The organism is Neisseria sicca VK64 (genome assembly GCF_000260655.1).
Taxonomy (GTDB): Bacteria; Pseudomonadota; Gammaproteobacteria; order Burkholderiales; family Neisseriaceae; genus Neisseria; species Neisseria sicca_B.
Genome location: NZ_AJMT01000186.1, coordinates 20,371 through 35,126, shown reverse-complemented (window position 1 = coordinate 35,126; position 14,756 = coordinate 20,371). Strand labels below are relative to the sequence as shown.

13 protein-coding genes and 1 pseudogene are annotated in these 14,756 nt (G+C 53.3%); 7 read left to right on the top strand and 7 right to left on the bottom strand.

What is annotated here, in order from left to right; translation table 11 throughout:
• Positions 1–1,299, top strand: coding sequence for a tyrosine--tRNA ligase (gene tyrS, locus HMPREF1051_RS10895; RefSeq protein ID WP_003758002.1), 1,299 nt, complete (start codon positions 1–3; stop codon positions 1,297–1,299).
• 89 nt (positions 1,300–1,388) lie between these two features.
• On the opposite strand, the pseudogene HMPREF1051_RS14605 reads toward tyrS, so the two are convergent.
• Positions 1,389–1,508: pseudogene (locus tag HMPREF1051_RS14605) on the bottom strand (IS5/IS1182 family transposase); the annotation flags it as partial.
• A gap of 355 nt (positions 1,509–1,863) precedes the next feature.
• Between HMPREF1051_RS14605 and HMPREF1051_RS10890 the strand changes: the two are divergent.
• Positions 1,864–2,334 carry an NADAR family protein gene (locus tag HMPREF1051_RS10890; protein ID WP_036493056.1) on the top strand — a complete coding sequence of 157 codons (471 nt, stop codon included), beginning with the start codon at positions 1,864–1,866 and terminating at the stop codon, positions 2,332–2,334.
• Between the two features lie 66 nt (positions 2,335–2,400).
• Here HMPREF1051_RS10890 and ccoP read toward each other — a convergent pair whose 3' ends face one another.
• Genes ccoP through ccoN form a run of 4 tightly spaced genes read right to left on the bottom strand, consistent with a single transcriptional unit; the run spans position 2,401 to position 6,039 of the window.
• Positions 2,401–3,765, bottom strand: coding sequence for a cytochrome-c oxidase, cbb3-type subunit III (gene ccoP, locus HMPREF1051_RS10885; protein WP_003768578.1), 1,365 nt, complete (start codon positions 3,763–3,765; stop codon positions 2,401–2,403).
• Positions 3,766–3,795: 30 nt separating this feature from the next.
• A complete protein-coding gene (locus HMPREF1051_RS10880; protein WP_003757997.1) occupies positions 3,796–3,966 on the bottom strand; it encodes a cbb3-type cytochrome oxidase subunit 3 in 171 nt (56 codons plus the stop codon).
• A gap of 4 nt (positions 3,967–3,970) precedes the next feature.
• Positions 3,971–4,582, bottom strand: a complete 612-nt coding sequence (gene ccoO / locus HMPREF1051_RS10875) for a cytochrome-c oxidase, cbb3-type subunit II (protein ID WP_003757996.1) — start codon at positions 4,580–4,582, stop codon at positions 3,971–3,973.
• A gap of 23 nt (positions 4,583–4,605) precedes the next feature.
• Positions 4,606–6,039, bottom strand: coding sequence for a cytochrome-c oxidase, cbb3-type subunit I (gene ccoN, locus HMPREF1051_RS10870; protein WP_003768548.1), 1,434 nt, complete (start codon positions 6,037–6,039; stop codon positions 4,606–4,608).
• Between the two features lie 329 nt (positions 6,040–6,368).
• Between ccoN and HMPREF1051_RS10865 the strand changes: the two genes are divergently transcribed.
• The 4 genes from HMPREF1051_RS10865 (at position 6,369) to HMPREF1051_RS10850 (ending at position 10,505) form a co-directional block, all read left to right on the top strand.
• Positions 6,369–8,132, top strand: coding sequence for a M61 family metallopeptidase (locus HMPREF1051_RS10865; RefSeq protein ID WP_003768602.1), 1,764 nt, complete (start codon positions 6,369–6,371; stop codon positions 8,130–8,132).
• A 64-nt stretch (positions 8,133–8,196) separates the two neighbouring features.
• Entirely contained in the window at positions 8,197–8,889 is a 693-nt protein-coding gene (locus HMPREF1051_RS10860) for a hypothetical protein (RefSeq protein ID WP_036493049.1), read from the top strand.
• 36 nt (positions 8,890–8,925) lie between these two features.
• Complete coding sequence (locus HMPREF1051_RS10855; protein WP_003768593.1) at positions 8,926–9,366, top strand: TIGR01244 family sulfur transferase; 441 nt, start codon at positions 8,926–8,928, stop codon at positions 9,364–9,366.
• A 221-nt stretch (positions 9,367–9,587) separates the two neighbouring features.
• Positions 9,588–10,505, top strand: a complete 918-nt coding sequence (locus HMPREF1051_RS10850) for a lysophospholipid acyltransferase family protein (RefSeq protein WP_003768571.1) — start codon at positions 9,588–9,590, stop codon at positions 10,503–10,505.
• A 125-nt stretch (positions 10,506–10,630) separates the two neighbouring features.
• Here HMPREF1051_RS10850 and HMPREF1051_RS10845 read toward each other — a convergent pair whose 3' ends face one another.
• The gene (locus tag HMPREF1051_RS10845) at positions 10,631–12,265 is read right to left on the bottom strand and encodes a CTP synthase (RefSeq protein WP_003768576.1); all 1,635 of its coding nucleotides are present in this window, start codon (positions 12,263–12,265) and stop codon (positions 10,631–10,633) included.
• Positions 12,266–12,457: 192 nt separating this feature from the next.
• On the opposite strand from HMPREF1051_RS10845, the gene HMPREF1051_RS10840 reads away from it, so the two are divergent.
• On the top strand, positions 12,458–13,768 hold the full coding sequence (locus HMPREF1051_RS10840) for a sulfate adenylyltransferase subunit 1 (RefSeq protein WP_003768558.1): 1,311 nt from the start codon (positions 12,458–12,460) through the stop codon (positions 13,766–13,768).
• Positions 13,769–14,090: 322 nt separating this feature from the next.
• On the opposite strand, the gene HMPREF1051_RS10835 is transcribed toward HMPREF1051_RS10840, so the two are convergent.
• A complete protein-coding gene (locus HMPREF1051_RS10835) occupies positions 14,091–14,729 on the bottom strand; it encodes a bifunctional 4-hydroxy-2-oxoglutarate aldolase/2-dehydro-3-deoxy-phosphogluconate aldolase (RefSeq protein WP_003757978.1) in 639 nt (212 codons plus the stop codon).
• Positions 14,730–14,756: the final 27 nt, after the last annotated feature.

Below are 14,756 nucleotides of genomic sequence, written 5' to 3'. Positions count from 1 at the left end.
ATGAAGTCTGTTATCCAAGACCTACAATCGCGCGGCTTAATCGCGCAAACTACCGACATCGAAGCCTTAGACGCTTTGTTGAACGAACAAAAAATCGCCCTCTACTGCGGTTTCGACCCGACCGCCGACAGCCTGCATATCGGCCACTTGTTGCCCGTGTTGGCATTGCGCCGTTTCCAACAGGCGGGGCATACGCCGATTGCTTTGGTGGGCGGCGCGACCGGTATGATCGGCGACCCCAGCTTCAAAGCGGTGGAGCGCAGCTTGAATTCCGCCGAAACCGTTGCCGGCTGGGTAGAAAGCATCCGCAACCAACTGAAACCGTTTTTGAGCTTTGAAGGCGAAAACGCCGCCATTATGGCGAACAACGCCGACTGGTTCGGCAGCATGAACTGCCTCGACTTCCTGCGCGACATCGGCAAGCATTTCTCCGTCAACGCCATGCTGAACAAGGAATCCGTCAAACAGCGTATCGAGCGCGACGACGTAGGCATTTCCTTCACCGAGTTCGCCTATTCCCTGCTGCAAGGCTACGACTTTGCCGAATTGAACAAACGTCATGGCGCGGTTTTGGAAATCGGCGGCTCCGACCAATGGGGCAACATCACCGCCGGTATCGACCTGACCCGCCGCCTGAACCAAAAACAAGTATTCGGTCTGACCCTGCCGCTGGTCACCAAATCCGACGGCACCAAATTTGGCAAAACCGAAGGCGGCGCGGTATGGCTGAACGCGAAGAAAACCTCACCGTATCAGTTCTACCAGTTCTGGCTGAAAGTTGCCGATGCCGATGTGTATAAATTCCTGAAATACTTCACCTTCCTGTCTATCGAAGAAATCGACGCCATCGAAGCGAAAGACAAAGCCAGCGGCACCAAGCCCGAAGCGCAACGCATCCTCGCCGAAGAAATGACCCGCCTGATTCACGGCGAAGCCGCCCTGCAAGCCGCGCAGCGCATTTCCGAAAGCCTGTTTGCCGAAGACCAAAGCAGCCTGACCGAAAGCGACTTCGAACAGCTCGCCCTCGACGGCCTGCCCGCATTTGAAGTTTCAGACGACCTCAACGTCGTCGAAGCCTTGGTCAAAACCGGCTTAGCCTCGTCCAACAAAGAAGCGCGCGGTTTTGTGAACAGCAAAGCGGTATTGCTCAACGGCCAAGCCGCCGAATCGAACAACCCGAACCACGCCGCCGAACGCCCCGACGATGCCTATCTGCTGACCGACGCGCACAAACGCTTCGGCAAATACACCATCGTACGACGCGGCAAACGCAACCACGCGCTCTTGGTTTGGAAATAAGCCTTAAATAACAGAGGTCGTCTGAAAACTTATTTCAGACGACCTTTTTTCTACCGTCAACAGTATGATAGCGAATATATTCCCATCTATAGTGGATTAACTTTAAACCAGTACGGCGTTGCCTCGCCTTGCCATACTATCTGTACTGTCTGCAGCTTCGTCGCCTTGTCCTGATCTAAATTTAATCCACTATATATCTTCCGAGATACAGTGGATTAACTACAGATCGGCACGGTATTTCCCATTCATACCGTCTGAGGCTTCGTCTTGCCCTGATTCACAGTCAATCTGCCACACCTGCGCGCATCATAAATCTTAAATCCGGTAACACCCTATCCGTTTGAATCCAATACACAATAAGAAAGAAACACCATGACTGCCCCCTACACTCTTGCCGACCTGAAGACCGCCTACCAGCGCAAAGAAAAACTGAAATATCTATACTTCTGGGGACACACGCCAAAACATATAGTGGATTAAATTTAAATCAGGACAAGGCGACGAAGCTGCAGACAGTACAAATAGTACGGCAAGGCGAGGCAACGCCGTACTGGTTTAAAGTTAATCCACTATAAAAATGAGATAGATAAAGCCGTCTTCAGCCAATGGTATCCTGCGCCCTTTGAAATCGACGGCATCCGCTATGCGACTGCCGAACACTATATGATGGCAGAAAAGGCGAGGCTGTTCGGCGCAGACGATATCCGCCGCCAAATCATCGCTTCTGCCCACCCCAAACAGGCTAAGGATTTGGGAAGACAAGTCATCGGTTTTAAAAACGATATTTGGAATGCCCGCCGCTTCAATATCGTTTGCGAAGGCAACCGTGCCAAATTCATCCAACACCCCGATTTGAAACGCTTTTTGCTTGGCACCGGCAACCGTATCTTAGTAGAAGCCAGCCCGGTTGACGCAATCTGGGGAATCGGACTTGCCCAAGATGATCCACGCGCCCAAAATCCATTGCAATGGCGCGGTTTGAACCTACTTGGTTTCGCGCTAATGAAAGTACGGGATGAACTTCAGGTCGTCTGAAAGCAACTTCAGACGACCCCATAAAAAAACGCACCTTATGAAAAGGTGCGTTTTAATTTCTACGGTTTAGAATTTAGCGCCGGATTGGTTGGCCATATAGTCAACCGCTGCTTTGACTTCGTCATCACTCAGGCTTGTGTTACCACCTTTGGCAGGCATGGAGTTAAAGCCTTCGAGCGCGTGTTTGTGCAGGGTATCTTTACCTTGTTTGATACGCGGAGCCCACTCGTCTTTCTTACCTATGCCTGGAGCACCGGGGATGGTACCACCGTGACACATTTTACAGTTGGCTTCAAAAACGGCTTTACCGTCCACTTTGGCAGAAGAAGCATCTGCTTTTTCTGCCGGCTTGGCTTCGGCAGGAGCGGTCGCTTTTGCATCAGCTGCTGAAGCTGCTTTTTCAGCTTGTACAGGTGCGGACGCAGATGAAGCGTCAGCGGATGATGCGGCAGCAGAAGCAGGTGCCGGTGCGGGAGCAGGTTCGGCTTTTTTCACGGGTGCTTTGCCGTCTTTATTGGACAGACCCCATACATACGCAGTCATGATGTGGAGTTTGTCTTTATCCAAGAAACGACCCCAAGCCGGCATTTGACTGTGTCGGCCGTTGGTGATGGTTTCGATAATCGATTTTTGAGTACCGCCCCACAACCATACGTTGTCGGTCAGGTTCGGACCCAGTCCTTGGATACCTTGACCTTTGTCGCCGTGACAGGTAAAGCAGTTTGCCGGTGGACCGCTGAACAATACTTTACCGCGTGCGGCACGTTCTTCATCGTATTGGTCTTTGGATTTGGATAAGGACATGACATAGTTTGCCACATCTTTTACCCGCTCTTCACCCAACGCAGGACCCCATGCTGCCATCGTCGCCGTACGGCCTTTTTCAATGGTCTCATGGATTTTCTCAGGTTCGCCGCCCCACAACCAATCGTTGTCGGTCAAATTCGGGAAGCCTTTGGAACCTTTGGCATCAGAACCGTGACATTGGATACAGTAGGTATTGAAGAGGTTTTGACCGATGGCGCGTGCTTCAGGATTTTTTGCCACTTGCTCAATCGGCATATTGGCAAACTTGGCATAAACTTTGCCGTACTTCTGATCTGCTTTAGCCATTTCCTGATCATATTGTCCGTGGCTGCTCCATTTCCACTGGCCTTCATAATCGCCCAAACCCGGGTACATGACCAGATAACCGATACCGAACAGCCAGACAAAGACATACAGCCAAAACCACCAGCGTGGCAACGGGTTGTTGTATTCTTCGATACCGTCCCATTGATGACCTGTCGTTTTGACTTCTTCGCCCTTTTTAGGACGCTTCACAACGTTTTGGGAAAGCAGCAGCCATGCCAAGCCGATAAAGCTGAGCACGACGATGACTGCAATGTATATATTCCAGAAATTGCTGGTAAATTGGGGTGCTGTGTTCATTATTTTGCTCCGTGATCACGGACTAAACTGTTATCGCCCGTCTTTTTCAGACGACTCTTTATCCTCATCATTTTCGAAAATACTGTTGGCGGCATCATCGTAGTTCTTTTTATTGCGTCGGTTGAAAACGATATAAAGCACTAAGATAAAGCTGATAAAAACCCAAACAGTAAAGAGCGAGCGGGCCCAGTTTACGTCCATGATGTTACCTTACGTTTTTCAATGCCAAGCCTAAGCCTTGCAGGTATGCAATCACCGCATCCAGCTCCGATTTGTTTTCCAAGGCTTCAGGCGCTTTGGCAATTTCTTCGTCGCTGTAAGGCGTACCGACTTTACGCAGGGCTTTCATATGCGCCACGGTTGCTTCGGCATCGACTTTGTTGCGGGCAAGCCATGGGAAAGCGGGCATATTGGACTCTGGCACAACGTCGCGCGGATTCAGCAGGTGGATGCGGTGCCATTCGTCGGAATAGCGGCCGCCGACACGTGCCAAGTCCGGACCGGTACGTTTGGAACCCCATTGGAACGGATGGTCATAAACAGACTCGCCGGCAACGGAGTAGTGGCCGTAACGTTCGGTTTCCGCACGGAACGGACGGATCATTTGAGAGTGACAGTTGTAACAACCCTCTCGGATATAGATATCGCGACCAGCCACTTGCAAAGCGTTATAAGGTTTCACACCTTCAATAGGCTTGGTAACAGCTTTAGTAAAGAACAGCGGCACGGCTTCAATCAACAGGCCTACGCTGACTACAAGCAGGGTAAATACAATCAGGACGCCGACTTTTTCTTCAGCTAATTGTTGTAATTTCATTTTGGTAGCCTTTTCTTATGTTTTTAGTGGTGCTGGGTTTGAGACACCGCGGGAATCTCGGCATCAACCGCTTTGCCACTGATGGCCGTACGGTAAACGTTGTATGCCATGATACACATACCGCTCAGGTACAGCAGGCCGCCGGTGAAACGAATCATGTAGAAAGGCATGGTGCGTTTAACTGACTCTACAAACGAGTAGGTCAAAGTACCGTCCGCATTCAGAGAACCCCACATCATACCTTGCAATACCCCTGCAATCCACATGGAGGCGATATACAGAACCACGCCGATGGTCGCAATCCAGAAATGCGCTTCCACCAATTTGGTGCTGTACATTTCATTTTTACCGAACAGGCGGGGAATCATGTAGTACACGGAACCAATGGTCACGAAGCCCACCCAGCCCAATGCGCCGGCATGAACGTGTGCAACGGTCCAGTCAGTGTAGTGGCTCAAAGCGTTGACGGATTTGATGGACATCATCGGACCTTCGAAGGTGGACATACCGTAGAAGGACAGAGAAACGATCAAGAATTTCAAGATAGGGTCGGTACGCAGTTTGTCCCATGCGCCGGACAAGGTCATGATACCGTTAATCATACCGCCCCAAGAAGGTGCGAACAGAATCAGGGACAACACCATACCCAAGGACTGAGTCCAGTCAGGCAGCGCGGTATAGTGCAAGTGGTGGGAACCTGCCCACATGTAGGTGAAAATCAAAGCCCAGAAGTGGACGACGGACAGGCGGTAAGAGTAAACAGGACGACCTGCCTGTTTCGGCACGAAGTAGTACATCATGCCCAAGAAACCTGCGGTCAGGAAGAAACCTACGGCATTGTGGCCATACCACCATTGAACCATAGCATCGATTGCACCCGCATAAACCGGATAGGATTTCATGAAGCCCGCAGGAATGCTCAGGTTATTGACGATGTGCAACAGAGCAACGGCCAAAATGAAACCGCCGTAGAACCAGTTGGCAACGTAGATATGTTTGATTTTACGTTTGGCAATCGTACCGAAGAATACGATGGCGTAAGCAATCCAAACCAAAGCGATCAGGATGTCGATAGGCCATTCCAATTCGGCATACTCTTTAGCTTGGGTATAACCCAAAGGCAGGCTGACGATTGCCGCAACGATAACTGCCTGCCAACCCCAGAAGGTAAATGCCGGCAGCCAACCGCCGAACAGGCGTGCATTACAGGTACGTTGAACAACGTAGTATGATGTACCCATCAGACCGCAACCGCCGAATGCAAAAATCACCGCATTGGTGTGCAACGGACGCAGGCGGCCGAAGTGGAACCAAGGGCCGACATCTGATAAATCAAGGGCCGGGGCGAACAATTGGGCGGCAACGATGACACCGACCAACATGCCCACAATACCCCAAACTACGGTCATGATGGCGAACTGGCGCACCACTTTGTAGTTATAAGTTTGTGTGTCCATGAGAGTCTCCATGAATTATGGGAATAAAAATTTTTTATCTCACTTTGCCGTATGCGTTTTGAACAAACGCAATAAGGGCTAGGTTTAAATTTTTCTAAATTTAACATATAAGACAAGCCTAGCCAAGCGGAATTACATTTCACTCCATCTAGCGGCTTTATCGATTTTTTATATTTTTTACTTTATAATCATATTATTATTTAACAACCTCCCCTACAACGCCACTTTATTTTTTCAAGCCTCCCTTTTGAAGGGGACTTTATCGATATAAATCAAACCGCATAATTCGACCTTTTTATTCATAAAATTTAACAAATGCATTAATAGTCATGATTAATTACAAAATCACCCCCAACCCGCTCGCCCACGAGTGGCACATCCGCCTAACCTTCCGACAAGAACATGATTTGGAAACAGAAATCAACCTGCCGAACTGGGTTCCCGGCAGCTATCTGATACGCGATTTTTCCCGCCACATCACCACCATCCGCGCTTTTTGCAACGGAGAATATGCCCATCTGACCCAAGTCAAAAAAAACCGGTGGCGCACTGCCCCGCAGTCCGGCGAGTGGGAAATTTACTACACCGTTTACGCCTACGACCTGTCCGTCCGCGGCTCGTTTCTGACTGCCGAACGCGGGTTCTTTGACGGCGCGTGTCTGTTTTTACAGGTAAACGGGCAAGAAAACAGCGCGCACCAAATCGAATTCCCCATCCTGCCGAAAACATGGCGGATTGCCACCACCCTGCCCCAAACCAGCATCCACAGCTTTCAGACGACCTCCTACCACGACTTAATCGACCACCCTGTCGAACTGGGCAACATTGAATTTCTCGATTTCGAAGCCGGCGGCATCCCTCACCGTATCGCCTTGAGCGGCCACTACCCCGATTTCGACCGCGACCGCCTCGTGTCAGACATCCGCACAATCTGCGAAACCGAACTGGCCATGTTCCCCTCCCCTGCCCCGTTCACGCATTACCTCTTCCTGCTCCACGTCGGCGACAACATCTACGGCGGGCTTGAACACATCAGCAGCACCGCCCTGCTCGCCGACCGCCACAGCCTGCCGCCGCACGGCATGACCGACGCCAACGACGCCTACACCCAACTGCTCGGACTGTTCTCACACGAATACTTCCACGCCTGGAACGTCAAATCCATCAAACCCGCCGCCTTCGCCCCCTACGACCTCGACCGTGAAAACTACACCGAGCAGCTCTGGGCATTTGAAGGCATCACCTCATACTACGATGACCTCTTCCTCGCCCGAAGCCGCACCATCGCCCCCGAAGCCTACCTGCGCCTGCTCGCCCAAAGCATCACCCGCGTGCAGCAAACCAAAGGTCGTCTGAAACAAAGCCTTGCCGAATCCAGCTTCACCGCTTGGAACAAATTCTACAAACAAGACGAAAACAGCCCCAACGCCATCGTCAGCTACTACCAAAAAGGCGCACTCGCCGCCCTCTGCCTCGACCTCGCCATCCGCAGCAAAAGCAGCGGACGACACACCCTCGACAGCGTCATGCAGCAACACTACCGCGATTGGCTGGACACCCAGCAAGGCATCCCCGAAAAACAGTGGCAAGCCCGTTGCCAAGCGTTTACCGGCCTAGACCTCGAAGACTTTTTTCAGACGACCCTCTACTCCACCGCCGACCTGCCCCTTGCCGAACTCCTCGCCACCATAGGCATCGGACTGCAATGGCAGGCACAGCCGCGCAGCCACGGCGGCGCATTCCTGTCCGAACCGCCAACCGAAACGCCCGCTCCCGCGTCCGACTTCGGCGCAAGGTTCAAACAAAACAGCGACCACGCCACCCTGACCCACGTCTTCAACGGCGGCAGCGCAGAAAACGCCGCCCTCTGCCCGCAGGACAAAATCATCGCCGTCGACGGCTACGCCTGTACCGACCTTGCCGCACAGTGGGCGCAACTCCCCATCGGCGCCACCGCCCGCCTCCACTACTTCCGCACCGGCATCCTGTACGTCGCCGACATCACCGTCCAAGCCACCGAAGCCGACACCGCCGTCCTCTACATTACCGACCGCGAATTATTTGAAAACTGGCTTTATAATGACCGAACCTGATTTTCAGACGACCTCAAGTGCCGGATCGAGGTCGTCTGAAACATCAACTCTGAAAGAAACAACCATGAAAAAAATTCTTGTCAGCATGACCGCCCTGTTACTCAGTTTGCACGCCGCAGCCGCCCCCAAATCAGATTCGGCAGATAAACTAGGAAAGGATATCGCCGTCTTCTACAAAAATCCCTCTGCCGAACGCGCTGCTTCTTTGATGGACCAGCTTGTCAAAGCCGATCTCATGCGCGAAACCACCCTTGCATGGGGGACGCAAGCGCTACAAAAATACCCCCAAGGCAGCACCATTTGGTGTGACAACATCCGAACCTACCAAGGCGACGCCCTAACCTTTGCCGCCTACACCCTTACCCTGACCGGAACGAATCAAGCCAAAACCTGCCTTAACAGCCTGACATTAGATACCGAGCTTAAAAACAACCTCAAAAAAAACAAAAGCTTCCATCCGCTTCAAGAACCCATCATTTCCCCTGCATCACTGGATTTTCATTGGGTAACTTATTTTGCCACCGGCAACCCGAAAGCAGTCGAGCGTATCGTCGACTACATCATCAAAGCCCAAACGGCTGCCGCCCAACGCCCCAACCATGTAGACCTCACACTTGCCTCTGCCATTTGGTCAACCCGATCCAATATGGAACAAGATACAGCGATTGACAGCATTGTCCGCCAATACATACAAAAACAGCCTGAAGCCAATAAAAAACGATTGGAACAAGCCCTGTTGGCCCCTCAAGAAGACTAAAATCAATCCATCATCAAACGTAGAAAAGGAAAACCCATGTCTATCCAAAAACTTGCCGACAACCTCTACATCGCCCCGCAACTGACCGAAGCAGACGTACAAGAAGCCGCCAAACTCGGCATCCAAACCGTCATCTGCAACCGTCCCGACGGCGAAGAAGAAAACCAAGTTACGTTCAAACAAATCGAAAGCTGGCTTGAAGCCGCGGGCATCCGCGAGCACCATCATCAGCCCGTCGTCGCGCCCGCCATCAACGCCGCCGATGTCGCCGCCTTCCAAAACCTGCTCAAAAGCGTTTCCCAACCCGTTCTCGCCTACTGCCGCACCGGCACCCGCTGCTCCCTGCTCTGGGGCTATCATCAGGTGCAAAACGGTGCAAGCGTCGCCGAAGTCGTCGCTGCGGCACAACAAGCAGGCGTCAATCTAAGCAACTTCGAAGCCCGCCTGCAAGACGCGCAACAAAACGGTCTGGCGTAACACGCTATCCGTTTAGCCAAACGCAAAGGTCGTCTGAAAATACCGTTTCAAAAAATGGAAACCGTTTTCAGACGACCTTTTTACGTTATGCCGTTTGGCGAACCGAATGAACGCATCCGATATTTTAAACATTGTGGCAATCCGTTACATCCAGATGAAACTCAATATCCAGACCTGCCGTTTTCATTTACAATCCCCCCGTTCCATCTCATCAATCTATTATGCAAATCCTGCTCACTTTTTTGTTTAAATGCTTTGCGGCGCTGCCTTTGCCGCTTCTACACGCGCTGGGGAATGCGGCGGGCGGCTTGGGCTATTATCTGCTCAAAAGCGACCGGCAGCGTGTGTTCGACAATATGCGGCTTGCCGGATTGAATCCCGAGCCTTCGTCGGTCAAAGCCGTTTTCCGTGAAACGGCGAAAGGCGGGCTGGAATTGCCCGTAGCCTTTTTCAGACGACCTGAAAGCATTGAAACGCTGTTTAAAGAAGTGCATGGTTGGGAACATGTCCAATCGGCTTTGGACACCGGAGAAGGACTGTTGTTTATTACCCCGCACATCGGCAGCTACGACCTCGCCGGACGCTATATCAGCCAACAGCTTCCGTTCCCGCTGACTGCCATGTACAAACCACCCAAAATCAAAGCCTTGGATTCCGTCATGCAGGCGGGGCGCGTTCGCGGCAAAGGGAAAACCGCCCCCACCAATATTCAAGGGGTCAAACAAGTCATTAAGGCTTTGCGTTCCGGTGAAGCCACGATTGTCTTGCCCGACCACGCCCCCTCTCCCGAAGAAGGCGGCGACGGCGTCTGGGTGCCGTTTTTCGGGAAATACGCCTACACCATGACGCTGGTGGGCAAACTGGCGCAAGTCAAGGGCGTGAAGGCGCTGTTTTTCTGCGGCGAGCGTTTGCCGAAGGGCAAAGGATTTGTGCTGCACATCGAGCCTATGCGCGGCGAACTGAACGGCGACAAACAGCACGACGCGCAGATTATCAATGAAAACACCGAATACTGGATACGCCGCTTCCCGACCCAATATCTGTTTATGTACAACCGCTACAAACAGCCCGCAGGCGCACCGCTCTCGCCCGACTGGAAACCGGAACCCGGTTGGAAACCTGAGGACGTACAGGATTGAACATTCCTTGCGGGTCGTCTGAAAAGGCGGCTGATGCCCAGTTTCTCAAAACATCGCCATACCAACACAAAAAAGCACCTCAATCGAGGTGCTTTTTCTATTTTCAGACGACCTTTTGCCGGGCATCAGCCTTTTTTATTGTTCAATGCGGCTTTGACAAACGCGGTAAACAAAGGATGGCCTCTGCGCGGGTTGGACGTGAACTCGGGGTGGAACTGGCAGGCGAAGAACCAAGGATGGTTCGGCAGTTCAATGGTTTCGACCAAGCGTTCACGTCCGGCGGATACGCCGCCGATGACCAAGCCTGCTTGTTCCAGCGTAGGAACGTAGTTGTTGTTGACTTCGTAGCGGTGACGGTGGCGCTCGCGGATGTGTTCGCTGCCGTAGATTTTGGCGGCGAGGCTGCCTGCTTTCAATTCAACCTCTTGCGCACCCAAACGCATGGTGCCGCCCAAATCGGCGGATTCGTCGCGTGTTTCGACGCTGCCGTCGGCGGTTTGCCATTCGTCAATCAGGGCGACGACGGGCGCGGCGCATTTGAGGTCGAACTCGGTGGAATTCGCGCCTTTCAAGCCTGCGACGTCGCGGGCGTATTCAATCAGCGCAATCTGCATACCAAGGCAGATGCCCAAGTATGGCACGTTGTTTTCACGGGCGTAGCGCACGGCGGCAATTTTACCTTCCACGCCGCGCGAACCGAAGCCACCGGGAACGAGGATGGCGTCCATGTCTTTGAGCATGGAAACGTCGCCGTTGTTTTTCTCGATGTTTTCGCTGTCAACGAAGGTAATCTGCACATCGGTTTCGGTGTGGATGCCCGCGTGTTTCAAGGCTTCGATCAGCGATTTGTAGGATTCGGTCAAATCGACGTATTTGCCGACCATGGCGATTTTGACGGTGTGTTTCGGGTTTTTGATGGCATGGACGATTTTTTTCCACGCGGTCAAATCCGCCTGTTGTACGTTAAGCTGCAATTGCTCGGTAATGATGTTGTCGATGCCTTGGTCGTGCAGCATTTCGGGGCATTCGTAGATGCTGTCCACGTCGTAGCTGCCAACAATTGCGCGCTCTTCCACGTTGCAGAACAAGGCGATTTTGCGGCGTTCGTCCGCGGGCATTTTCCTGTCCATGCGGCAAATCAGGATGTCGGGCTGCAAACCGATGCTCAACATTTCTTTAACGGTATGCTGGGTCGGCTTGGTTTTGATTTCGCCGGCGGCAGCAATGTAGGGAACGTAGCTCAGGTGGGCGAACAAGGTGTTGTTGCGTCCCAACTGGCTGCGCATCTGACGGATGGCTTCCAAAAACGGCAGCGATTCAATGTCGCCGACCGTACCGCCGATTTCGACGATGGCCACATCGTAACCTGCCGCGCCTTCGTGGATGCGGCGTTTGATTTCGTCGGTAATGTGCGGGATGACTTGAACCGTGCCGCCGAGGTAGTCGCCGCGGCGTTCTTTGGCGATGACGTTTTCGTACACCTGCCCCGTGCTGAAGCTGTTGCGGCGGGTCATGGTGGCGTTGATGAAACGTTCGTAGTGTCCCAAGTCGAGGTCGGTTTCCGCGCCGTCGTCGGTGACGAACACTTCGCCGTGCTGGAACGGGCTCATCGTGCCGGGATCGACGTTGATATAAGGGTCGAGCTTGAGCATGGTCACGTTCAAACCGCGCGATTCGAGGATGGTGGCAATAGAAGCGGCGGCGATACCTTTTCCGAGTGAAGATACGACGCCGCCGGTTACGAAAATAAATTTAGTCATGATGCAGTACCCATGTTGGAATACGGGATTTTACCTTTAAGCGGGTTTTCTGGCAAACGCGGGAAGCCGACCCCGTCCGAAAGAAACTGCCCGAATATAACGAAATCATCTTTTTTTAAAACCAAGCATTCTTTCCCATTTTCAGACGACCTCATTAAAGTAACGTGCAATCCGAGAATTAAGGAAAGAACCATGACCGCAACCACCGCCCCGCTTTTGCGCTTCATCACCGCCGGCAGCGTCGACGACGGCAAATCCACCCTCATCGGCCGCCTGCTCTACGACAGCAAAACCCTGCTGACCGACCAGCTCGACAAACTCAACCGCGCCGCCGAAAACGGCGAAACGCCCGACTTCGCCAGCCTCACCGACGGCCTTGCCGCCGAACGCGAACAAGGCATCACCATCGATGTTGCCTACCGCTATTTCGCCACGCCCAAGCGCAAATTCATCATCGCCGACACGCCCGGACACGAACAATACACCCGCAACATGGTGACGGGTGCATCGACCGCCGACGCCGCCATCGTCCTAATAGACGCAACGCGCGTCGATTTTTCCGGCAGCGAACCCGTCCTTCTGCCGCAGACCAAACGCCACAGCGCGATTCTGAAACTCTTGGGCTGCCCCAACATCATCGTCGCCGTCAACAAACTCGACCTGCTCGACTTCGACGAAACCAAATATCAAGCCATCACCGCAGCCTACCGCAAGCTGGCGGAACAAATCGGCCTCCAAGCCCAAATCCACTTCCTGCCCATCAGCGCGTTAAAAGGCGACAACATCGTCAACGCCAGCAGCCAAACCCCGTGGTATCAAGGTTTGCCGCTGTTACCCCTGCTCGAAAGCCTGCCCGTCAACCGCCAAAACGCCGCCGACCAAGCCGCCCATTTCCCCGTGCAGCGCGTCGCACGGCAAGACGGCAGCAGCAGCGACGACTTCCGCGGCTATCAAGGCAGGCTGGAGGCAGGTCGTCTGAAAACCGGCGACGAAATCAAAGTCCTGCCTAGCGGACATACCGCCAAAATCGCCGAAATTTACAATCCAAACGGCAAAACCGAATCCGCCGAAGCGGGCGAAGTGCTGACCGTCGCGCTCGACACCGACCTCGACATCTCGCGCGGCAACAGCATCGCCGCCGCCGACAGCCCCGTCGCGCCCGAACAGCAGTTCCAAGCCGCGCTGTGCTGGTTCGACGACATCCCACTCAACCTGCGCCGCAAATACCTGCTGAAACACACCACCCAAACCACCCCCGTCAAAATCAGCGCGATTTCCTACGTTTGGGACGTGAACACCCTCAGCCGCGTCGAATCCGCCGACACGCTCAAACTCAACGACATCGGTAGCGTCAGCCTCAAAACCCAGCAGCCGATCGCCGCCGCGCCCTACGAAGAAAACCATGCCCTCGGCGCGTTCATCCTGATAGACGAAGCCACCAACCACACCGTCGCAGCAGGCATGATACGCAAGGCTGACCAAGCGGACAGTTTTGAAATTTGAAACAGGATCATCTTGAACCTAAGAGGTCGTCTGAAAAACCGAAACAAGGATTTTCAGACGACCTCTTTAGTATGGCAGATTAAGGTAGGGAATGTGGCAGATCGGTTTTAAGTCATACGGCGTTGCTTTGCCCTCATCCAATGCGGTGGGAAATCACGGCGGATTACATAACAAAATCGCGGTATGGCATTTTTCATTTGGATACATGACAAAAGGTCGTCTGAAAATCCAAAATCGGATTTTCAGACGACCTTTGCCTTACTTGAACCACCTTAGCAGGCGGACATCATGACCGCTAAGGTATGGCTTACCTTTTAGAAAATCAGGCTTTGGGTTTCAATGCCGCCGCTTCTTTGGCAAGGCGGGTGATGGTGTCCCAGTCTTTGTTTTTAACGGCTTCTTTCGGGGTCAGCCATGAGCCGCCGACGCACAAGACGTTGGGCAGTGCCAAGTAATCGGGCGCGGTGGCGAGGCTGATGCCGCCGGTCGGGCAGAAACGCACGTCGGCATAAGGGCCGTAGAGTGCTTTGAGCATGGCTTTGCCGCCGACGACTTCAGCGGGGAAGAGTTTGAGGGTATCGATGCCGTGTTCCAAAGCCAGTTGGACTTCGCCCGGAGTGGCAACGCCCGGAATCAGGGGGATGCCGCTGTTGTGGCTGGCTTTGGCAAGGGATTCGTGCAGGCCCGGGCTGATGGCGAAAACCGCGCCTGCGTCTTCGACGGCTTTAAGCTGCTCGGGGTTGGTAACCGTACCCGCGCCGACGATGGCGTTGGGCACTTCTTTGGCAATCAGGCGGATGGCGTCGAGGCCGACGGGGGTGCGCAGGGTGATTTCGAGGGTGGGGATGCCGCCTTCGACAAGGGCGTGGGACAAATCGACGGCGGTGCTTAAGTCGTCAATCGCCATCACAGGCACGACTGCGCCGGCGGTCAGGATTTCGCGTGGGGTCAGTTTGGACATTTCGATTCTCCAGGTGGAATGGGGTTG